This window comes from Nonomuraea purpurea, from assembly GCF_042650645.1.
Taxonomy (GTDB): Bacteria; Actinomycetota; Actinomycetes; order Streptosporangiales; family Streptosporangiaceae; genus Nonomuraea; species Nonomuraea purpurea.
This window is the reverse complement of record NZ_JBHSBI010000040.1, coordinates 22035-40983: the sequence shown is the minus strand read 5'-3', so window position 1 is coordinate 40983 and position 18949 is coordinate 22035. Positions and strand designations below refer to the sequence as shown.

The 18949-nt window shown below is 68.9% G+C and carries 20 protein-coding genes; 16 read left to right on the top strand and 4 right to left on the bottom strand.

Translation table 11 applies throughout. The features are described from left to right. Positions 1 to 98 precede the first annotated feature (98 nt). Positions 99 to 737 carry a LysR family transcriptional regulator substrate-binding protein gene (locus ACFOY2_RS48335; RefSeq protein WP_379534915.1) on the bottom strand — a complete coding sequence of 213 codons (639 nt, stop codon included), beginning with the start codon at positions 735 to 737 and terminating at the stop codon, positions 99 to 101. 21 nt (positions 738 to 758) lie between these two features. Between ACFOY2_RS48335 and ACFOY2_RS48330 the strand changes: the two genes are divergently transcribed. From ACFOY2_RS48330 to ACFOY2_RS48295, 8 genes are all read left to right on the top strand, one after another. Beyond that, the gene (locus ACFOY2_RS48330; protein WP_379534914.1) at positions 759 to 1688 is read left to right on the top strand and encodes a DMT family transporter; all 930 of its coding nucleotides are present in this window, start codon (positions 759 to 761) and stop codon (positions 1686 to 1688) included. A 42-nt stretch (positions 1689 to 1730) separates the two neighbouring features. Then, the gene (locus tag ACFOY2_RS48325; RefSeq protein WP_379534913.1) at positions 1731 to 2669 is read left to right on the top strand and encodes an ABC transporter ATP-binding protein; all 939 of its coding nucleotides are present in this window, start codon (positions 1731 to 1733) and stop codon (positions 2667 to 2669) included. Continuing rightward, the gene (locus ACFOY2_RS48320; RefSeq protein WP_379534912.1) at positions 2666 to 3421 is read left to right on the top strand and encodes an ABC transporter permease; all 756 of its coding nucleotides are present in this window, start codon (positions 2666 to 2668) and stop codon (positions 3419 to 3421) included. Before ACFOY2_RS48325 ends, ACFOY2_RS48320 begins: the two co-directional genes overlap by 4 nt. Further along, complete coding sequence (locus ACFOY2_RS48315) at positions 3414 to 4211, top strand: ABC transporter permease (protein ID WP_379534911.1); 798 nt, start codon at positions 3414 to 3416, stop codon at positions 4209 to 4211. The genes ACFOY2_RS48320 and ACFOY2_RS48315 overlap by 8 nt, the downstream gene beginning before the upstream one ends. 115 nt (positions 4212 to 4326) lie before the next feature. Continuing rightward, entirely contained in the window at positions 4327 to 5121 is a 795-nt protein-coding gene (locus ACFOY2_RS48310) for an SDR family oxidoreductase (RefSeq protein ID WP_379534910.1), read from the top strand. A 222-nt stretch (positions 5122 to 5343) separates the two neighbouring features. Then, positions 5344 to 6174, top strand: coding sequence for a PHP domain-containing protein (locus ACFOY2_RS48305; protein ID WP_379534909.1), 831 nt, complete (start codon positions 5344 to 5346; stop codon positions 6172 to 6174). A gap of 229 nt (positions 6175 to 6403) precedes the next feature. Next, positions 6404 to 7282, top strand: a complete 879-nt coding sequence (folP, locus tag ACFOY2_RS48300) for a dihydropteroate synthase (RefSeq protein WP_379534908.1) — start codon at positions 6404 to 6406, stop codon at positions 7280 to 7282. 219 nt (positions 7283 to 7501) lie between these two features. After that, complete coding sequence (locus ACFOY2_RS48295; protein ID WP_379534907.1) at positions 7502 to 8719, top strand: IucA/IucC family C-terminal-domain containing protein; 1218 nt, start codon at positions 7502 to 7504, stop codon at positions 8717 to 8719. A 19-nt stretch (positions 8720 to 8738) separates the two neighbouring features. Here the strand turns inward: ACFOY2_RS48295 and ACFOY2_RS48290 are convergent, their stop codons facing one another. After that, complete coding sequence (locus tag ACFOY2_RS48290) at positions 8739 to 9242, bottom strand: hypothetical protein (protein ID WP_379534906.1); 504 nt, start codon at positions 9240 to 9242, stop codon at positions 8739 to 8741. 167 nt (positions 9243 to 9409) lie between these two features. On the opposite strand from ACFOY2_RS48290, the gene ACFOY2_RS48285 reads away from it, so the two are divergent. From ACFOY2_RS48285 to ACFOY2_RS48265, 5 genes are read left to right on the top strand one after another with little or no spacing between them, the layout of a single operon-like run. After that, on the top strand, positions 9410 to 10297 hold the full coding sequence (locus ACFOY2_RS48285; RefSeq protein WP_379534905.1) for a family 43 glycosylhydrolase: 888 nt from the start codon (positions 9410 to 9412) through the stop codon (positions 10295 to 10297). A gap of 20 nt (positions 10298 to 10317) precedes the next feature. Then, a complete protein-coding gene (locus ACFOY2_RS48280; protein WP_379534904.1) occupies positions 10318 to 11547 on the top strand; it encodes an ABC transporter substrate-binding protein in 1230 nt (409 codons plus the stop codon). Between the two features lies 1 nt (position 11548). After that, the gene (locus ACFOY2_RS48275; protein ID WP_379534903.1) at positions 11549 to 12481 is read left to right on the top strand and encodes a carbohydrate ABC transporter permease; all 933 of its coding nucleotides are present in this window, start codon (positions 11549 to 11551) and stop codon (positions 12479 to 12481) included. Beyond that, entirely contained in the window at positions 12478 to 13287 is an 810-nt protein-coding gene (locus ACFOY2_RS48270) for a carbohydrate ABC transporter permease (RefSeq protein WP_379534902.1), read from the top strand. Before ACFOY2_RS48275 ends, ACFOY2_RS48270 begins: the two co-directional genes overlap by 4 nt. A gap of 20 nt (positions 13288 to 13307) precedes the next feature. Next, positions 13308 to 14324: a LacI family DNA-binding transcriptional regulator gene (locus ACFOY2_RS48265; RefSeq protein ID WP_379534901.1), complete on the top strand. Its 1017-nt coding sequence runs from the start codon at positions 13308 to 13310 to the stop codon at positions 14322 to 14324. An 85-nt stretch (positions 14325 to 14409) separates the two neighbouring features. On the opposite strand, the gene ACFOY2_RS48260 is transcribed toward ACFOY2_RS48265, so the two are convergent. Together ACFOY2_RS48260 and ACFOY2_RS48255 are read right to left on the bottom strand one after the other, a co-directional pair. Next, complete coding sequence (locus ACFOY2_RS48260; RefSeq protein WP_379534900.1) at positions 14410 to 15423, bottom strand: WD40 repeat domain-containing protein; 1014 nt, start codon at positions 15421 to 15423, stop codon at positions 14410 to 14412. A gap of 28 nt (positions 15424 to 15451) precedes the next feature. Beyond that, on the bottom strand, positions 15452 to 16093 hold the full coding sequence (locus tag ACFOY2_RS48255; RefSeq protein ID WP_379534899.1) for a TetR/AcrR family transcriptional regulator: 642 nt from the start codon (positions 16091 to 16093) through the stop codon (positions 15452 to 15454). A 161-nt stretch (positions 16094 to 16254) separates the two neighbouring features. On the opposite strand from ACFOY2_RS48255, the gene ACFOY2_RS48250 reads away from it, so the two are divergent. The 3 genes from ACFOY2_RS48250 to ACFOY2_RS48240 are packed head-to-tail and all read left to right on the top strand — an operon-like array spanning position 16255 to position 18946. Then, positions 16255 to 17130, top strand: a complete 876-nt coding sequence (locus ACFOY2_RS48250) for a sugar phosphate isomerase/epimerase family protein (RefSeq protein WP_379534898.1) — start codon at positions 16255 to 16257, stop codon at positions 17128 to 17130. Beyond that, positions 17127 to 18167 (top strand): Gfo/Idh/MocA family protein, encoded by a 1041-nt coding sequence (locus ACFOY2_RS48245; RefSeq protein ID WP_379534897.1) that lies wholly within the window; start codon positions 17127 to 17129, stop codon positions 18165 to 18167. The genes ACFOY2_RS48250 and ACFOY2_RS48245 overlap by 4 nt, the downstream gene beginning before the upstream one ends. After that, positions 18164 to 18946 (top strand): hypothetical protein, encoded by a 783-nt coding sequence (locus ACFOY2_RS48240; protein WP_379534896.1) that lies wholly within the window; start codon positions 18164 to 18166, stop codon positions 18944 to 18946. The genes ACFOY2_RS48245 and ACFOY2_RS48240 overlap by 4 nt, the downstream gene beginning before the upstream one ends. Positions 18947 to 18949 lie beyond the last annotated feature (3 nt).

Genomic DNA, 18949 nt, shown 5'->3' with positions numbered 1-18949 from the left:
TGGTACGTCCCGCGCCGGGGGCCGAAGCTACGGTGTTTGTCACACTACCGTCACGCACCGACATATTCGGCCATTCCGGATACTGTATCCCCGGCCTGTCAGCGAGCCACGCCCTTGGGCGACACGCAATCCGCGGACGCCGGGCGCCGGCACACGTCCCGAATGGCAGTGACATGGGGGTGCCACGGGCGGGCGGCCGGGCCGGTGAGGACGAGATGGCGTTCCAGCCGGGGCAGCAGCGGAACCAGCGTGAGGTCGTCGGGCAACATGTCCGCGGCCAGGGAGGGGACGACCGCGACGCCCAGACCGGCCTCGACCATCGACAGCAGCGTCATCAGCTCGCGGATGCGTTGCGCGGGCCGGTATCGCAGACCCGCCAGGGAGTGGAGCCGCTTGACCTGCGGCTCGCAGCCGGCCGTCGAGGACAACAACGGGTCGTCGAGCAGGTCGGAGAGATCGATGGAGCCCTGGCCCGCCAGCGGGTGGTCGCGGCGGACGACCGCCTGGAACGTGTCGGTCGCCACCCGGACGGCGCCCTGCGGAACCGGGTCGGGGTCGATGAGGACGGCCGCGTCGACGATGCCGCCGTCGAGCCACTGCCCGATCTCCTCGTCGGAGCCCTCGAAGAGCCTGACCTGGACGTGCGGGAGATGCTCGCGCCAGAGCAGCATGAGGCCGGGAAGCAGGCCGTGGGCGGCGGTCGGGGGAACCGCGAGCCCGATCGGCGCTAACACCACCAGGAGACAGGAGTAGGGACGTTGGCGGACTCGACGGCGCGCGCCGGTTCGATCGGCGCGCAGTTCGTGGCTCTCGCCATCGTGTGGGGGGCGAGCTTCCTGTTCATCAAGGTCTCGCTGAGCGGATTGTCGCCGGCTCAGGTCATGGTCGGCCGGCTGGCTCTCGGCGGGACCTTTCTGGCGGCGGTCATGCTCGTCACCCGGCGCCGATGGCCCCGTGACGCGCGCACGTGGGGCGCGCTGACAGCGATCTCGGTGTTCCTGTGCGTCGTGCCGTTTCTGTTGTACGCCTGGGCCGGCCAGTACATTCCGTCGGGGCTGTCCAGCATCTACAACGCCACCACCCCGATCGCGACGCTGCTGGTGTCGCTGATCGTGCTGCCGGACGAACGGCTGACGCGTGCCCGCACCGCGGGACTGCTGATCGCGGCCGGCGGTGTCATCGTCGTCGCCGCCCCCTGGGACGCCGTCAGCGCCGCAGGCGACGGCCCCCTCCTCCTGGCGCAGCTCGCCTGCCTGGGCGCCTGCCTGTGCTACGGGATCGCCTTCGTCCTCAGCCGCCGGCTGCTGCGCGCGAACCAGTACGACTCCACGACCATCGCCGCCGGTCAGATCGTGCTCGCCGCCGGCATCGGCCTGGCGCTCGCACCCTTCGTCGGCGGGTTCGAACCCATCGAGGCGACCCCCGCCGTCGTGGGCGGCATGCTGGCCCTGGGCGTGATCGGAACCGGTCTCGCCTACATCTGGAACACGCGGGTGATCGCCGCGTGGGGCGCCACCGCCGCCTCCACCGTCACCTACGTCACGCCGGTCGTCGGCGTCGTCCTCGGCATCCTCGTCCTCGGCGAGACCATCCACTGGAACGAGCCCGCCGGCGGCGTGCTGGTCGTCCTCGGCATCCTGATCAGCCAGGGGCGGCTCGCCCGCGCCGCACGCCTCCAGAGGGCGTGAAAATGACTTGCAGGCTGCGCACCCGGCGGAAAAGATTTCTGCATGATCCGGGTCGAGGGGCTAACCAAGGTCTTTCGCCGGCCGCGTACCTTCTCCGGCCCCTTCGGGGCTTTACGTACCCTGGTCACCCGCCAGTACGAGGAGAAGACCGCCGTCGACGACGTCAGCCTCCAGATCGACGAGGGTGAGGTCATCGGCTACCTCGGCCCGAACGGCGCCGGCAAGTCCACCACCATCAAAATCCTCACCGGCATCCTCACCCCGACGAGCGGCACCGTCGAGGTCAACGGCCTGGTGCCCTGGCGCGATCGCGCGGCCAACGCGCGCAACGTCGGCGTGGTCTTCGGCCAACGCAGCCAGCTCTGGTGGGACCTGCCGCTGATCGAGTCCTTGAGACTGGTGGGCTCGCTCTACGACGTCCCGGCTCCGCGCTTCGAGTCGGCGATGAAGAAGGTGCGCGACCTGCTCGGACTCGACGAGTTCCTCGACACGCCGGTACGCCAGCTCAGCCTGGGCCAGCGCATGCGCGGCGACCTGGCCGCGGCCGTGTTGTACGAACCGCCGCTGCTCTACCTCGACGAGCCCACCGTCGGGCTGGACGTGCTGGCGAAAGCGGCGGTGCGCGAGTTCATCGTGGAGACCAACCGCGCCGGGCGTACCACCGTGATCCTGACGACGCACGACCTGGCCGACGTCGAGGCGCTGTGCAAGCGCATCGTCCTCATCGACCGCGGCAGGGTCATCTTCGACGGTGCGATCGACGTGCTGGTCGACCAGCCACGGCGGCTGGTGGTCCTGCTGGAGTCCGCGCCGGAGGAGGTGCGCGGGGTGCCGCGGGACGACGAAGGCCGCTACGTGTTCGAGATCCACGACGATCTGCCCGGCATGATCGCCTCAATCGCCGCCGAGCACACCATCCGCGACATGTCGATCGAGGAGCCGGACCTGGAAAGCGTGATCAAGGGCATCTACACGCGATGACGCGCATCGGCTTCCGCCTGGCCCTGGCCTACCGAGGCAACATCGTCATCACGTGCGTCACGCTGATCGCCCAGGTGTTCCTCCTGCGCATGATCTGGACCTCGGTGTACGGCTCGCGCGCCGCGGCCGCCGGGCTCACGCTGGACGCGTTGCTGGCCTGCCTGACCCTGGCCAACCTGCAGGCCTTCGCCACCCAGACCATCGTCGCCGGCATCATCCACCACCGCATCCGCACCGGCATGGTCTTCTTCGACCTGGCCCGCCCGGTCGGCTACCTGAGGCAGATGGCCGCCTTCCAGGTCGGCAACACCGGCGGCGGGCTGCTGCTGCTCGCCCCGGTCGTCCCGGTGGTCCTGCTGGTCGGCTCGATCACCGCGCCGGTCAACGGCCCCGGGTACGTGGTCACCCTGGCGCTCGGGTACGTGATCGCCGTGCAACTGGTGCTGCTGATCAGCCTGATCGGCTTCTGGACGATGGAGACGGCGGCGATCTCACTGCTCTACCGGCTGGTCAGCCAGTTCTTCGCCGGGACGATGGTGCCGCTGGCCTTCTTTCCCGGCTTCCTGGGAACGCTGGCCGAGATCCTGCCCTTCAAGTACATGGGGTACGTCCCCGCGGCGATCTACGTCGGCCACATTTCCGATATTTCAGGACCTGTTCTGATTGAGATTGTGTGGATTGCCGGACTCTCGGCCCTGCTCGCGCTGACCTGGTCCCGGGCCCATCGACGGGTGGTGATCCAGGGTGGCTGAGATCCTGCGTACCCTGCGCCTGTACCTCCTCCTCCAGCGCGCCTCCGCCCGCGGCGCCATGCAGTACCGCCTGAACACCGTGATCGGCGTCCTCAGCGGCGCCGTCTGGCAGGGCGCCGGGTTCGCCTTCATCTGGGTGGTGATGCACACCTTCCCATCTCTGGCTGGATGGGGACTGGCGGAGATCGCCTTCCTGTACGGCCTGCGCCTGACCGCCCACGCCCTGGCGATGATCCCCATGATCAGCGTGAACGACATCCACTGGGTGATCCGCAACGGGGAGTTCGACCGCTTCCTGCTCCGCCCCATGAACCCGCTCGTCCAGCTCATGGGCAACAGAATGGGCATCGGCCAGTTCGGCGACCTGCTCGTGGGCGTGACGCTGCTCGCCGTCGCAAGCCAGAACGCGCAGGTCCGGTGGAACGCCTGGCTGATCGCCTTCTGCTTCCTGGCCGTCGTCGGCGGGGCCCTCATCGAGGCTGCCTTCTTCCTCGCGCTCTGCTCACTGTCGCTGCGCATGCTTGACACCTTCGCCCTGCGCGTCTTCGTCGACGACGTCTTCAGCAGGTTCGGCTCCTACCCGATGAAGATCTTCGGCGGGGTGACCGAGTGGCTGCTGACCTTCGTCCTACCGGTCGCCTTCGTGGCCTACGTGCCCGCGAGCGTCGTCCTGGGCAAACTCCACGCCCCCTGGGCTCTGGCCGCCCCGCTCCTGGGCGGCGTCCTGATCGCCCTGGCCTACCTGATCTGGCGGCGTCAACTCGACCACTACCAGAGCGTCGGGCACTGAGCCCGCGCGGGCCTCTGCAGTTAGCCGCGAAGTGGCGGTATTACCGCAGGCAAATATCCAATCCCCGGGCTGAAAAGCAGTTGAGGCGACAGCCGGGGTGAACCATGATCCCATCATGCCGGACACGACGCCCTCCAGTTCCCGACCCGTCGCTCTCGTCACCGGTGCGGGCGGACGCACCGTCAACATCGGCGCCGCCGTAGCCCGAAGCCTCGCCAAGACCGGCTGGGACATCGCGTTCACGTACTGGCGCCCCTACGACGAGGAGAAGCCCTGGGATCCCGAGCCCGATGCGCCCACCTCGCTCGGTCACGACTTGGGCGGCCTGGGCGCCCGGCACACCGCTGTGGAAGCAGACCTCGCAGACCCGAGCGCCCCAGCGGCCATCTTCGACTCCGTTGAGAGGGACCTTGGACCCGTCAGGGCTCTGGTGATGTGCCACTGCGAACAGCGCGACCTGAACCTCCTGACCACGACCGTGGATAGCTTCGACCGACACTTCGCCGTCAACGCCCGGGCCCCGTGGCTGCTCATCCGCGAGTTCGGGCGGCGCTTTCAAGGGACGACCAACGATGCCGACCCCGGGCGCATCATCGCCTTCACCAGCGACCACGTCGTCGGCAACCTCCCCTACGGCGCCAGCAAAGGCGCCCTGGACCGCATCACCCTCGCCGCCGCCCACGAGTTCGCCCATCTCGGCGTCCGCGCCAACATCATCAATCCCGGCCCCATCGACACCGGGTGGATGACAGACGAAATCCGTATCGCCGGGAGCAAGCAGACCCCCGCGGGACACCTCGCCGGCCCAGAAGAGCCGGCCAACCTTGTCGCCTTCCTCTGCTCCCCGCAGGGCCAGTGGATCAACGGCCAACACCTCTTCAGCAACGGCGGCTTCCGCACCGCTCTCTGAAAGAGAACCGGGGCGGTGAGTGAGGCTGCACGTTCAACAGACATGATCTTGAGGCCAAGAGGCACCTTCTCAATAATCGCCTGGTCCTTCTGGTCTCTGGGTGCCGCTACTTCTCGCCGACATGCCGGGTTGACTCAGCCCCCGAGCGCTGTCGAAACTGACGAGCAAACGCTGCTGCTTGTCACGAGCAAACCAGATGTGCTTGGGAGCGGTGGATTCGTCATGTTGCCTGCAGACAGCCACGTGCACAGCGAGTGGTCGTGGGATGCCCCGAATGCCTCGATGGAGCGCGCCTGCGCGCGGGCGGTGGAGCTCGGGCTCCCGGCGATCGCCTTCACCGAACACCTCGACCACACGTCGTTGAACATCGGTTCCGCGGATGATGCCCATCTGCTGTCGCTGAGCTCGCCGGAGGGAGTGTTGAGCCCGCCGGCGTTCGACGTGGACGGGTATCTGGACTCGATCGAGCGGAGCCGCGAGCGCTTCCCCGGGCTACGGATCCTGAGCGGGCTGGAGGTCGGGGAGCCGCACTGGCACGCCGAGACCGTGGCGAAGGTACTCGCGACCGGACGGTTCGACCGAATTCTGGGCTCTCTGCACTGCCTGCCCGACGGCGACGGGTTCGCGGAACCGTGGGGGCTCTACGATCACCGGGTCGCGGCCGAGGTCGTCCGGGAGTACCTGGCCGAGGTTGCCGAACTGGTGGCGGGGAGCGATGTGTTCTCCGTGCTGGCTCACATCGACTACCCGGTGCGGTCCTGGCCTGCGGAGGCTGTGCCTTTCGATCCACTGGCCTTCGAGGAGGAGTTCCGGCATGCGCTGCGGGCGACCGCCTCGTCGGGGCGGACCCTGGAGATCAACACGAGGTTGCCGCTGTCATCGGTGATCCTGCGGTGGTGGCACGAGGAGGGTGGGTCGGCGGTCAGCTTCGGCAGCGACGCTCACGACCCGTCCCTCGTCGCTCACAGGTTCCGGGAGGCGGCGGACATGGCGGAGGCGCACGGATTCCGCCCCGGGCAGGACCCGTACGATTTCTGGGCGCGTGCGAACTGACCGAGGCGATAGAAGCCGTCAATTGCGACAAAGTTCGCAAGAGGTGATAATAAGGGCGTTCGGGTGAAGTAAAGGGCGCAGGAAAAGTTCGCTAGGGGTACACGTGAATGGTTACATTGATCGGAGGTGCACGGGCCGGAACCTGATATGTGCTTGGAGTCGCGACCGTGGATGACGGAGCGGCGGAAGCGGGTAGCGGGGACTCGGGTACGAGAAAGAGTGGAAAGTAATGCAAGCGTACTACCCTGAAGTTGTAGCGCCGGTGCGAAGGGTCGGCTCGCGCGAGTTCGACTTTGCGCGACACATAGTCGTGATGGGAATAGTGAACCGCACCCCGAATTCGGGTTTGGATCCGAATAGATCCATGGAGGTTCGCGAGGCGGTCGGCAGGGCGGAGCAGGCTCTTCGTGAGGGGGCGGAATGGATAGACGTCGGAGGGCGAGCTTTTCGGAGTGATCAGCCGCCTTTGCCTGCGGCTGAAGAGATAGACCGTGTGGTCCCGGTGATCCGTGGTATTCGTGAACTGGGTAGTGACGCGGTGATCAGCGTGGACACGCACCTGCCGGAGGTGGCGGAGGCGAGCTACAAAGCAGGCGCGGACGTGATCAACGATACGAACGGACTGCGCACGCCTGGGATGGCCGGGCTCATCGCCGAGGCCGGGCTCAGTGTGGTGATTACGCACAGCCTGGGAGGGCCGGGGCAGAAAGTAGAGCGGCCTACGTACGGCGATGTAGTGAGCGAGGTCCGGGAGTTTCTGCGGCAACGGGTTGACTTCGCGCTTGGATCGGGAATCCAGCCAGAGAAGATCTTCATTGATCCTGGGCACGACCTGAACAAGAACACCGACGACTCCAATGTCATAAGTCGCAGGCTGGCCGAGATCACCGACCTTGGATACCCGACCTTGGTGGCGTGCAGTAACAAGCACTTCATCAGGGAAAGCCTCGGGGTCGGGCGGGATAGCGAAGAGCTGAGAATCGGAACGATCGCAGCCAATACGTTGTGTGTTTATCAGGGTGCACGCATAGTCCGCGTGCATGATGTCGGGCCTAACGTGGCTGCGATGCAGGCGGCGGAATCGCTGCTGGGGCTGACGGAACGCTGATACCGCGGTAGCAGCGAAGCTCGCATCGTCATCGGCCGGCGCTTGTGTCAAATGACTGAACCCCAGCCCCGCTTTACGAGGCCGGGTGGCTTCGTCATCACGCTGGGTAAGCAGAGGGGGAGGAACCGGCTTCCATGGGGTGGCGATGGATCACACGGTGGTTGGCCCGACGGCATGGACCCGGGCCATCCTGCGCGACGCGGAAGGCCGCTGATCTCCGTGATCCTCGATCATTCCTGGGATCGGCTGCGGGCCTGGCAGTACGCCGAGCGCTACCTGGGGGCGAGCACACGCAGCTACAGCCCCTTCTCCGAGCACCTGGACATCTCCGAGGCCTACCATCCCCAGCGTGGCGAGCCCGCCTCGGCCGTGCCGACGTTCGTGATCCCGGCCCACCGGGGCGAGTTCCTGCGCAACGGCACCGAGACGACCCTGGACCGCCTGTATCGCGGCGACGACCACTTCCTGCTCCCGGTGCATCCGGACGCGCTGTGCTGCGCGGACCTCTTCCAGCGTGAGCGTCTCCTCGCCTGCGAACGCGGCCCCGACCTGCTGGCGGTGCCCTCGGCGAACGCCCGCACCATGTTCGTCGAACGCGTCGGCGACGAACGGGTCGAGCCGCACTTCGTCAAACTGCACTACCCGCGCCGCCTGTCACGCTTCACCAGGCGGCTGCGCCGGCCGGTCATCGAGCTCCAGCTGTGGGCGGCCGAGCAGCTCATCGCCGGCCGCGTCCCGGTCCTGCCCGAAGTCGCCGGCGGCGTGGTGGGCGACGACCCGTACCATTCATGGGGTTTCCTGATCCGTGAGACGCGCACGCCCGCCGCGGACGGGCTGCCGTACACGGTGCCGCTGTTCGCGCTGTACGGCGGCGACGTGCGCCGCCCCGGCGACCCGACCCTGATGGAGCAACTCGTGCCCCGTCCCGGTGAGGCCGCCGCCTGGCTGGCTGAGCACGTCGTGGCCCCCATGGTCAGCCTGTGGGTAAGGACCGTGCTCCGCACCGGCCTCGCCCTGGAGCCGCACGGGCAGAACGCCCTGTTCGCCTTCGACCCGGACGACGGCCGCACCGCCGTGGCCTACCGCGACTGCGCCATCTACGTCGACCCGCAGATCCGCGTCGACCTGGGCCTGGACGGCCCGCTGCCCCCGGTCAACGTGATCTCGCGCGACATCATGGTGCCGCGCGACCAGGTCTTCAGCCTCACCTACGACAGCTTCCTCGCCCACCACGTCCTGGAACGGCTCGCGCGCGTGGCCGAGCGGACCCTCGGCGTCCAACCGCCGGAGCTACGGCGGGCGGCCCGCGAGGCGTTCACCGCCGTCGGCGGCGCCGACGTTCCCCTGCCGCGCACCGTCTACTACTACGACGACCGGCTGCATCCTCCGGGCCGGTGGCGACTGGTCGACACCGGAGCCCCGCCCGCCTGGCGCTGAAGCGGCCCGTGCCATGAGATCACCTGGTCTTGACGTAGGCCAGGTTGAAGTCGTGCCTCCACTTCCGCCCGTCGGCGGAGGCTTCCCAGGCGCCGGTGATCGTCGTGCCGTCCTCGGAGATCGTCCCGATGTAGCGCTGCCAGAACCCGGGCGCCTCACGCCAGAGCCGCCACTCCCGGCCTTCAAGAGCCATCTGGTAGACGCGGACGACGCCCCGCGAGTCGTAGTAGTGCTGGGCGAACGTGCCCGCCCCTTCGCTCATGCCGATGATCGCCAGGCCGCTGGGCGCGGCGGGATGTTCGTTGACGAAGTGCTGGGAGAGGAAGAACCGGCCTTCGAGCCATTCGAAGGTGGTGCGGCTGCGGCCGATGACCTCGGGGCTGCCGGGGCCGAGGAACCCGGCCTCGAAGGTGGCCGCTCCCTCCCACTGGCCGACCAGCACGTTCAGGCGGTCCAGCGCGGCGGGCCGTTCGTCCGGGAGGTCGCCGGGGACGTGGTCCTGGGGCAGTTCGGTGCTCGTCATGGCGGGGTCCTTCCGTACGGCGGGCATGCCTTCTGCAGGGTTGGACCATCGGCGGAGGGAGAACTCATCGTGGTGCGCGCTCGGTAACAAGGTCTTGACATACCGCGATTTGTGTCGATACATCTTTTATCGATACAACCCCCCAGTGCACGAAGGGCTGGACGTCCATGGTCGATGCCGCCGAGCAGCCGTCGAGCCTGGGCCACTGGCTGGCCGACCCCGCCCTGATCGCGGTGGGTGAGCGCTACTACCTCTATCCGACGACGGACGGCCATCCCGGCTGGGGTTCGACGAGCTTCTCCGCGTTCTCCTCGCCCGACCTGGTCGAATGGCGCGACGAAGGCGAAGTTCTCCGGCTCGGCGAGGACGTCCGGTGGGCGGCGCGCGAGGCGTGGGCCCCGGCCGTGATCGAGCGGGACGGCGCCTTCTACTGCTACTTCACGGCCGAGCAGAACATCGGCGTGGCCCGCGCGGACGCGCCGACGGGGCCGTTCAAGGACCTCGGCCGGCCGCTGATCGCCAAGGGCGACTACCCGGGCGCCGCCATCGACCCGTCGGTGTTCACCGACGAGGACGGCGTGAGGTACCTGTACTGGGGCAACGGGATCGCCCACGGCGTCCCCCTCGGCGACGACCTCATGTCGTTCGACCCAGGGAAGGTCGTCTCCTGGGTCCCCACCGGCTTCAGGGAGGCGGTGACCGTGCACCGGCGGCACGGCCGCTACTACCTGTCGTGGTCGGAGAACGACACGCGCGAGGCCGACTACCGCGTCAGGTACGCCGTCGGAACCGGCCCGCTCGGCCCCTGGGAGGACCGTGGCGTCCTGCTGGAGAAGCGCCCCGAGCGGGGGATCCTCGGCACCGGGCACCACACGATCCTGCGCGTCCCCGGCGCCGACGACTGGATCATCGCCTATCACCGCTTCGCCATCCCGGATGGAGACGGATTCCACCGGGAGATCATGTTCGACTGGCTCGTTCACCGCGCAGACGGCGATCTCGAACCGGTCACCCCCGCGCGGACACCGATCCGCGCGCCCATCCCCCCACGGTAAGAGTGCCAAAGAGGTGCGCGATGTCCCTGCTCAGAAGATCGGCCGCGATTCTGGCGGCTGCCGCCCTGGTCCTGACCGGATGCGGTTCGGGGAGCGGAAGCGGAGGGAAGACCACGCTGAGCTTCTTCTCCTGGGACGGAGAGGAGTCGATGAAAGCGCTCATCGACGCCTTCGAGAAGCAGAATCCCACCATCGACGTCGAGTTCTCCACGGCCCCGCCCGTCGCGGAGTACATCTCGACCCTGCAGACCCGGCTCGTCTCGGGCACCGCCGCCGACGTGTTCGTGATCGCGGCTGAGAACAAGACGAACCTCATCCAGGGCGGCTTCGTCAAAGACCTGACGGGCAAGCCGTACATGGCGAACATGTCGAAGTTCAACACCGCGACCTACTCCCAGGACGGCAAGGCGTACGGCATGTCGATCTCGTCGTGGTCCGCCGGCATCCTCTACAACAAGGACGTCCTGGCCAAGGCCGGCGTCACCACGTTCCCCACCACGTGGGACGACTTCGTCGCGCTGTGCCGCAAGCTCAAGGCGGCCGGCGTCACGCCGTTCTACGACTCGGTGACGGGCATGCCGCTCACCCTCGCGGCCCTGGTCGGCCACGAGAACGCCCGCCAGGGCGGCGACGTGGACGCGCAGATCTTCGCGGGCAGGAAGAAGTTCGGCGACCTGTGGCTCGGGCCGCTGACGAACTTCCAGCAGTTGTTCACCAGCGGGGTGATGAGCAAGGACGTCGTGGGCCTGACCGGCGATCAGCTCGTGGACGAGTTCGCCAACGGCCGCGTCGCGATGATCTCCGCGGGCCCGTGGAACGTGTCCACGCTGCGGGAGAAGGCGCCGGACATGGACATGGCCTTCGCCGGCGTGCCGACCCCCGACGGCAAGCCGTTCTGGTCGGGCGCGGCCTCGCCCGGCTACGCCATCAACGCCAAGACCGAGCACGAGAAGGAGGCCGAGGCGTTCCTGGCCTACCTCGGCGGCAAGGAGGGCGTGGCGCTGTTCAACAAGCAGACGCAGGCCATGACCACCACGTCCGACGTCACGCCCCAGATCGACAAGGTGCTGGAACCCAACCTGCGGGCGCTCAAGGAAGGCGTCTTCTACCTGCCGCAGATCGCCTGGCCGAGGGTGCAGGACGCGCTCAACACCGAGGCGGTGGCGCAGCTCCAGCTCATGGCGCAAGGCCAGAAGCAGCCGGCGGACGTGGCCGCCGCGCTCGACAGCCGGCTCAAGGACCAGGGCTGAGGTGGCCGCGCTCGGCACGAGGGCGCCCGCCGCCCTGTCCTGGCTGGTCGAGCCGAAGCGGCTGGAGGGGCTGCGCCTGCAGGCGTTCCTGCTGCCGATCGGGGTCGTGTTCGCGGTGCTGTTCGCGATCCCGCTGGCGCAGTCGCTCTACTTCAGCGTGACCGACTTCAACGGCTACTCGACGGAGGTGAACTTCGTCGGCCTCGACAATTACCGGAAGATCTTCTCGGACCCGTCGATGCTGGCCGGGCTCGGGTTCACGCTGCTGTTCGCGATCGGCACCACGGTGATCGTCACGGTGCTGGCGATCCCGCTGGCCGTGCTGCTCAACCGGCGCTTCTTCGGCAGGAACGTGGTGCGGGCCGTCTTCTTCTTCCCCGCCATCCCCAGCATCGCGATTCTCGGCCTGGTGTGGGGGTTCATCCTGTCGCCGCTCGGCTCCGGCGCGATCAACTGGACCCTCGACGCCGTGGCCGGGCTCGCCCCCGTGCCGTGGTTGTCGAACGGCACCCTGGCCCAGTTCTCCGTCATCATGGTGGCCGTCTGGTCGTCCACCGGCTGGCACGCGATCCTCTACCTGGCCTACCTGCAGTCGATCCCCGGCGACTACTACGAGGCCGCGCGGGTGGACGGCGCCTCGCCGCGCCAGTCGTTCTTCTCCATCACGCTGCCGCTGCTCGCGCCGGCCGTCACCATCAGCTCGCTGCTGCTGATGACCGGCGGCCTGAAGGTCTACGACCTGCCCTACACCCTCACCAAGGGCGGCCCGGGGTACGCCACGTTCACCATCACCCAGTCGATCATCCAGAGCGGCATCGCGCAGGCCAAATTCGGCCAGGCGTCGGCGCTGGCGGTGGTGTTCATGCTGGTCGTCGGCGCGATCGTGGCCGTCCAGCTCGTCGTGTCGAGCCGGCTCGAAGGGCGCCTGTCATGAGGAGGCCGCTGCTCAGCTTCGCGATGATCCTGGCCGCCGCCGTGGTCGGCGTGCCCTTCTACTACATCGTCGTCAACACCTTCAAGACGCAGGCGGAGACGTCGGCCTCGCCGCTGGCGCCGCCGTCGGGCCTGTATCTCGGCAACTACGCGCGGGTGTTCGAGACCACGCCGATTCTGCAGTCCTTCCTCAACACGGTGTACGTCACCGTCGTCTCCGTCGTGGTCATGCTGGTCATCGGGTCGATGGCGGCGTATGCGATGCTGATGCGCAAAACCCTGGTCAACCGGGTGGCCGCCGCGCTGCTCGTGATCGCGTTCCTGGTGCCAGGGCAGGCCACGCTGATCCCGGTCTACCGGATCCTCGTGGAGTTGCGGCTGGTCGACAGCCTCGAAGGGCTCGTCTTCCTGTACGCGGCCGGCTCGGTCTTCTGCTATTTCCTCATCCAGGGGTACCTACGGTCACTGCCGATCTCGATCTTCGAGGCGGCGCGCATCGACGGGGCGGGACCGTGGCAGATCTACTGGCGGATCGTGCTGCCGCTCATCCGGCCCATCCTCATCACGGTCGGCGTGTTCCAGACGATGTGGATCTGGAACGACTTCATCACGCCGAACGTGTTCATCAGCTCGCCCGACAAGCAGACCCTGGTCCTGCAGGTGTACAAGGCGGTCGGGCAGTTCGGGGTGGACTGGCCGGCGTTCATGACCCTCAGCGTGATCGTGCTCGTCCCCGTCGTGATCTTCTTCGTGGCGATGCAGCGTCACATCGTCAACGGGCTGCTCCAGGGCAGTGTCAAGGGCTGAGGCCGTGAAAGGATGTCGGGGTGGTGACGATTCAGGACGTGGCGAAGGCCGCGGGAGTGTCCGCCATGACCGTGTCCCACGTGCTCAACGACCACCCCCATGTCAGGAGCGAGACGCGGGCGCGCGTGCTGCAGGCCATCGCCGACCTCGACTACCGGGTCAACGTGGCGGCCCGCAACCTCCGCACCGGGCGTACCGGGACGATCGGGCTGGCCGTGCCCGAGGTGGACCGGCCGTACTTCGGCCAACTCGCGGCCGAGATCATCGCGGCGGCGGCCCGGCACAACCTCAAGGTCGCGATCGAGCAGACCGGCGCCTCGCGCGAGGGCGAGCTTGACGCGCTCGCCCTGTCGCGCAACCGCCTCTACGACGGGCTCATCCTCAGCACCGTCGGGCTCGGGCCGACCGACACCGACCTGCTCAAGGTCGACTACCCCATCGTCATCCTGGGCGAGCGCATCTTCGACGGGCCCGTCGACCACGTGGCCATGCCCAACGTCGAAGGCGCCCGCGCCGCCACCGCCCACCTGATCGAGCGGGGCTGCCGCCACATCGCGCTGGTCGACGGCGGCGCCCAGGGCGAGGAGGTGAACGTCTCCAGCCTGCGCTACACCGGCTACCGTCAGGCGCTCGACGAGGCCGGCATCACCTTCGACCCGCGGCTCGTGGCCCCGACCGCGCGGTTCACGATGGAGGGCGGGGCCGCCGCGGCCCGGCGCCTGGTGGACGGCGAGGCCGACGTCGACGGCGTCTTCTGCGTGACCGACACGGTGGCGATCGGGGTGCTGCGCGGGCTGGCCGACCGGGGGGTGCGGGTGCCCGGCGAGGTGAAGGTCATCGGCTTCGACAACATCGCGGAAGGCGCCTACACCGTGCCGTCCCTGTCGTCGATCGACCCCGATCACTCGCTGATGGCCGACACGGCCGTGCGCTTCCTGGCCAGGCGGATCAAGGAGAAGGGCGGGAAACGGGAGGTCGCCCGCGAGTTCGTCAGCCACTTCACCGTCGTGGCCCGCGAGTCCACCGCCGCCGGGTAGGCGCTGGGGCTCGTTCACCACGCTGACCGGCGGCACCGGCGGACAGCAAAGCTCGGACGAACGCTGGACAATTGAACGGCCCAGGTCAGGAGGGCAGTTCCCAGACTCTGACCGAGCCGTCGTGCGCCGCGCTGATCACCACGGGGCGGTCGTCGAGCTCGGTCATGCGCACGCCGTACACCTCGCCGCCGTGCCCGAGGAACGGTTCACCGAGCGGTTGGCGCCCGGCCAGGTCCCAGACGTGGATGGCGCCATCCCCGGCGCCGGTGACGGCGATCGCGCGGCCGTTCACCGTGCCGGCGTCCAGGCAGGAGATCTCGTCGCCGGGAACGATGAGCGGCTCGGCCCACTCGCCGGTTTCCGGATCGCCCAGCACGAGGTATCGCCTGCCCGCCGCCACCACGTGTGTGCGGCCGTCCACGGCGGCCATGGCGAAGTCGTGCGGTTCCTCATCGAGCTCGTCGAACTCGGCGAGGGAACGCTGCTCGTCGATGTCCCACACCAGCACCCCGCCCTCCCAACTGTCGGCCACCACGACCGGCCGCTCGCCCAGCATTCCCGCCGCGACGGCACTGCTGGCATACGATTTGCTGCACAACTCCTCGACCTCGACCAGCAGGTCGTACGGCGAAGGCCGATCCGAGTCGTCATCGTCGTCCCGCTCGGCCGCCGACGGGTCCCACAACTCGAAAGCCCACGTGCCGTTGAACCCCACGACGAGCAGCGAGCGCGCGCCGAAGTCGGCCCTGACCACCGAGCCCACGCCGCCGTCCTGCGCGCTCAGCCGCACCTTCCCGCTCTCCAGGTCCCACATGGCGAAGCCCTGGTGATCGCCGCCGCCGCCGATCACGATCCGGCCGTCGACGACCGCGGCGCCGAGCGTGTAGAGCTCCGTGTAGTCGCCGTCCGTCTCCTCCAGCCAGGGGTTGCCGAGGCGGTGTTCCGTCCACAGGTCGGTCGCCGGGTCCCAGGTGCAGGCGAGGTGGGAGCGGTCGGGGGTGCCGACGACGAGCAGCCGGCCGTCGCGGACGACGAGGTCGAAATCGCGAATCCTGCCGGTGGGCGGCGAGCTGACGATGATGGCGCTGGATGCGGACATGCCCGGCATCCTAGGGTTGCTACCCAACCTAGGGGGCCGTGGCGGCAGGCGCGTATCTGCCGCTCTTCCAGCGTTCCAGCGTGTGGTCGAGGTGGAAGTCGAACAGCCCGGTGAGGTTCACGGTGGGGTCGAGCAGCCACTGGATCTCCAGGCCGTCCATGGTGGCGCAGAGCGCGCGTACCTCCGCCTCGGCCTGCGCGTCGGTCAACGGCGGGATCTCTCCCGTCTCCGCGGTCGCGAGCAGGCGCTTGACCAGCATGTTCACGATGCCGGTGTAACGGTTCTGGATGAAGGTCCGCGCCGGGTGCTTCTCGTTGGACGCCTCGCCCGTGAGGTGGATGAACAGCTCCAGCAGGCCCCGGTGGCGGGTGTGGTACTCCATGAGGTCGCGCAGGTCGTCGAAGGCCGCCAGCCCGCCGCGCCCTTCGGTATGGAGTGCGGCGGTTTCCCGCGCCCACCATTCGAGCACCGAGGCGAGCAATTCCTCCTTGTCCTGGAAGTGGCGGAGCAGGGCCGCGGGTGAGACGCCCACGTCCGCGGCGATCTGCCGCATGGACGCGCCGTTGTAGCCGCGCTCGCCGAAGGCCTTGGCGGCGGCGTTGACGATCTGCTCGCGGCGCCTGATGCCGCTCCGGTACGGGCCGCGCGGGGCCCCGCCGACGTTCGCCACCCTCCGACCTTCCCACGAAAAATCTTCGGATCACCCTCTTGCGTCAAAAGCTACCACGCGTTTACTTTTTGAGTCCCAAAGGTTAACACTCGATCACATTTCCCCGAGGGGCACCGTTACGCCCTGGGAGCAGCGCTCCCGCCGCCCTTGGAAGGACCCAGATGATCGGCATCAACCCCCTGCCGTGGTTGCTCGGGCCGTCCGGCTTCACACTGGACGTGCCCACCCTGCGCACCGCCTTCGCCGAGATCGCCGAAGCGGGCTTCACCGCCGTCCAGGCCGACGTGCCCGAGGGCATGTCCCCTGCCGCCTACCTCGCCCTCCTGGAGGAGTACGGCCTCACCCCCGCGCCCGGCTACTTCCAGGGCGCGTACGAGAGCGCCGAGGCGATGCCCGCAATCCTCGAACACGCCACGCGGCACGCGGGAACGCAGGCCGCGCTCGGCATGACCGAGGTGTTCATCGCCTCCGCACTCACCCAGGAACGCCTCGCCTCGCCCGCGGTCGGTGCCGCCTACGACCAGGACAGACTCGACACCGTCATCGAGAACCTCGCCAGAACCTGCGCCGCCATCACCGCCGAAGGGCTGCGCCCCTGCCTGCACCCGCACGTCGGCACCTGGATCGAGACCGAACGGGAGACCCGCGCCGTCCTGGACGCCATCGGCCCCCGGCAACTCTCCTTCGGCCCCGACACCGGCCACCTGCACTGGGCCGGCGCCGACCCCGTGGAGCTGATCACCCACTACCGCGACCGCGTCGGCGCCGCGCACGTCAAGGACGTCCACACCGCCGTCGCCCGGCAGGCCCGCGAGACGGAAGCGGACTACTGGGAGGCCACCGTCACCCGCCACCTGTGGACCGAGCCCGGCCACGGCGACGTGGACCTCGAAGGGGCGCTCGGCGCGCTGACCCCGGGCTTCGGCGGCTGGCTGGTGGTCGAGGTCGACGTACCCGACCACGGCACGCCCAAGGACAGCGCGGTCCTGTCGCGCCAGTGGGTCGCCACGCACCTCGAAGCGGGGGCGCGCCGATGACCACCGGTGTCGGATTCATCGGAGCCGGCCCGGTCACCCAGGCCATCCACCTGCCCGTCGTCGCCGGACTGTCGGACCGGCTGCACGTCGCCCGCGTCATGGACGTGGACGAAGCCACCGCGGCGGCCGTCGCCGCCCGCGCAGGCGCCGCCCACGGCACCTCCGTCGAAGAACTGCTCGCCGACCCGGCCGTCGAGATCGTCGCCGTGTGCAGCCCGCACGCCTTCCACGCCGAACAGGCCGAGGCCGCCTGCCTGGCGGGCAAGAAGGCCGTTCTGGTGGAGAAGCCGCTGGCCACGACCCTGGACGACGCCCGCAGGATCGCCAAGGCGTCGAAGGACACCGGCGTCCCGATCGTCGTCGGCGCCATGCACACCTACGACCCCGCGTGGCTGGCCGCCGAACGGCACTGGGGCGACCTGCCCGCCACCGCCCGGCGGGTGCGCTCACGCATCGTGCTCCCGCCCAACGCCCGCTTCGAGACCCTGGCTACCCAGTTGCACGCAGAACCGGTGTTCCCCGCCCGCGGCGGCGACCCCTCGGATCCGGCGGTGCGGGCGGCGTCCCTACGGGGTGCGATCCTCGGCCTGGCCATCCACAACCTCCCGCTGGTGCGGCGTTTCCTGCCGCGAGTCGAGCACGTGGACCTCGCCCGCCCGCTCACCCCGTTCGGGTACGTCCTGACCTTCCGTGGCGGCGCTCGCACCGCCGAACTCATCGGGTACCTGCACGGCGGCTGGCGGGAGGAGTGGAGCTTCGAGGTGTGGGGCGACGGCGGCGAACTGCGGCTCGACTTCACCCCGTCGTACGTGCGGGCCGGATCGGCCGTCGCCGACCTGCGTACCGTCGCCGGCCTGCGGACCTTCGGCCCCAACCCCGACAACGGCTACACCGCGGAATGGCGGCACCTCGCCGCCCTGGCCACCGGCGCGGAAGCGCTCCGCTACCCCGCCGCCGACCTCGTCGACGACCTCGCCTACGCGCTGGACCTCGCAGAACGCGCCGCCGATCTCCTGCTCCAAGGAAGGGCGGCATGACCAGTACCCCGCTCGCCGTCACCTTCGCCGACGGCGCCGACCACCCCGCCGTCCACGCCACCCTCGCCTCGCTGCCCAAGCACTACCGTCACGCGGGCCCGGGCGCCGGGGCGGTCACCGCCGTCACCACCCTGGCCGCCCTGCGCACCGCACTCGACGCCCGGCCGAGCGGCATCCTGCTCACCGCCGCCACGGCGGACAGCGCAGGCACCGTGCGCGAGCTCGCCGAACGTGCGCACGCGGCCGGCATCCCCGTCGTCGTGGCCGGGCCATGGGCGCTCGACCCGGCGGTGACGGCCGTGGCAGGAACACTGGACGTCGAGGGCGCCTCGCTGATCGAGGTGACCGCGACGGTCCCGCCCGGGCGCACCTCGGCGGACGTCCTTCTCGACCAGCTCGCGCTCCTGCGTACCGCGATCGCCCCCGCCCGGGCCGTCGAGGTGACCCAGGCCGACGGGCACGGGCACCTCGCCCGCGCGCAGGTCGGCGATGTGCCCGTCCACCTGTCCGCGGCCGTCTCAGGGCTGGGCACCCGGCGGGCGCGGCTGGACGTGCTGGGGCCCGCCGTCCAGTGGCGCCTCACGTTCGCCGACCCCGCGACGGCCGCCCCGGCCACCGTCGTCCGCACCGACGCGGAGGGCGAGCACCTGTTCCCCACCGTGTACGAGAGCGCCTACCGCGCCGCCTGGCGTCATCTGCACGCCGCCGTCACCGGCGGCGCCGTCCCGCCGTACTCGCTGCACGACCTCGCCGACGACCTCGCCCTGCTCGCCCCCTGACCG

Coding starts and splice junctions, on each gene's coding strand:
- ACFOY2_RS48325 (WP_379534913.1), top strand. CDS start 1,731: ATGATCCGGGTCGAGGGGCTAACCAAGGTCTTTCGCCGGCCGCGTACC.
- ACFOY2_RS48320 (WP_379534912.1), top strand. CDS start 2,666: ATGACGCGCATCGGCTTCCGCCTGGCCCTGGCCTACCGAGGCAACATC.
- ACFOY2_RS48310 (WP_379534910.1), top strand. CDS start 4,327: ATGCCGGACACGACGCCCTCCAGTTCCCGACCCGTCGCTCTCGTCACC.
- ACFOY2_RS48305 (WP_379534909.1), top strand. CDS start 5,344: ATGTTGCCTGCAGACAGCCACGTGCACAGCGAGTGGTCGTGGGATGCC.
- folP (WP_379534908.1), top strand. CDS start 6,404: ATGCAAGCGTACTACCCTGAAGTTGTAGCGCCGGTGCGAAGGGTCGGC.
- ACFOY2_RS48290 (WP_379534906.1), bottom strand. CDS start 9,242: ATGACGAGCACCGAACTGCCCCAGGACCACGTCCCCGGCGACCTCCCG.
- ACFOY2_RS48285 (WP_379534905.1), top strand. CDS start 9,410: ATGGTCGATGCCGCCGAGCAGCCGTCGAGCCTGGGCCACTGGCTGGCC.
- ACFOY2_RS48280 (WP_379534904.1), top strand. CDS start 10,318: ATGTCCCTGCTCAGAAGATCGGCCGCGATTCTGGCGGCTGCCGCCCTG.
- ACFOY2_RS48270 (WP_379534902.1), top strand. CDS start 12,478: ATGAGGAGGCCGCTGCTCAGCTTCGCGATGATCCTGGCCGCCGCCGTG.
- ACFOY2_RS48260 (WP_379534900.1), bottom strand. CDS start 15,423: ATGTCCGCATCCAGCGCCATCATCGTCAGCTCGCCGCCCACCGGCAGG.
- ACFOY2_RS48250 (WP_379534898.1), top strand. CDS start 16,255: ATGATCGGCATCAACCCCCTGCCGTGGTTGCTCGGGCCGTCCGGCTTC.
- ACFOY2_RS48245 (WP_379534897.1), top strand. CDS start 17,127: ATGACCACCGGTGTCGGATTCATCGGAGCCGGCCCGGTCACCCAGGCC.
- ACFOY2_RS48240 (WP_379534896.1), top strand. CDS start 18,164: ATGACCAGTACCCCGCTCGCCGTCACCTTCGCCGACGGCGCCGACCAC.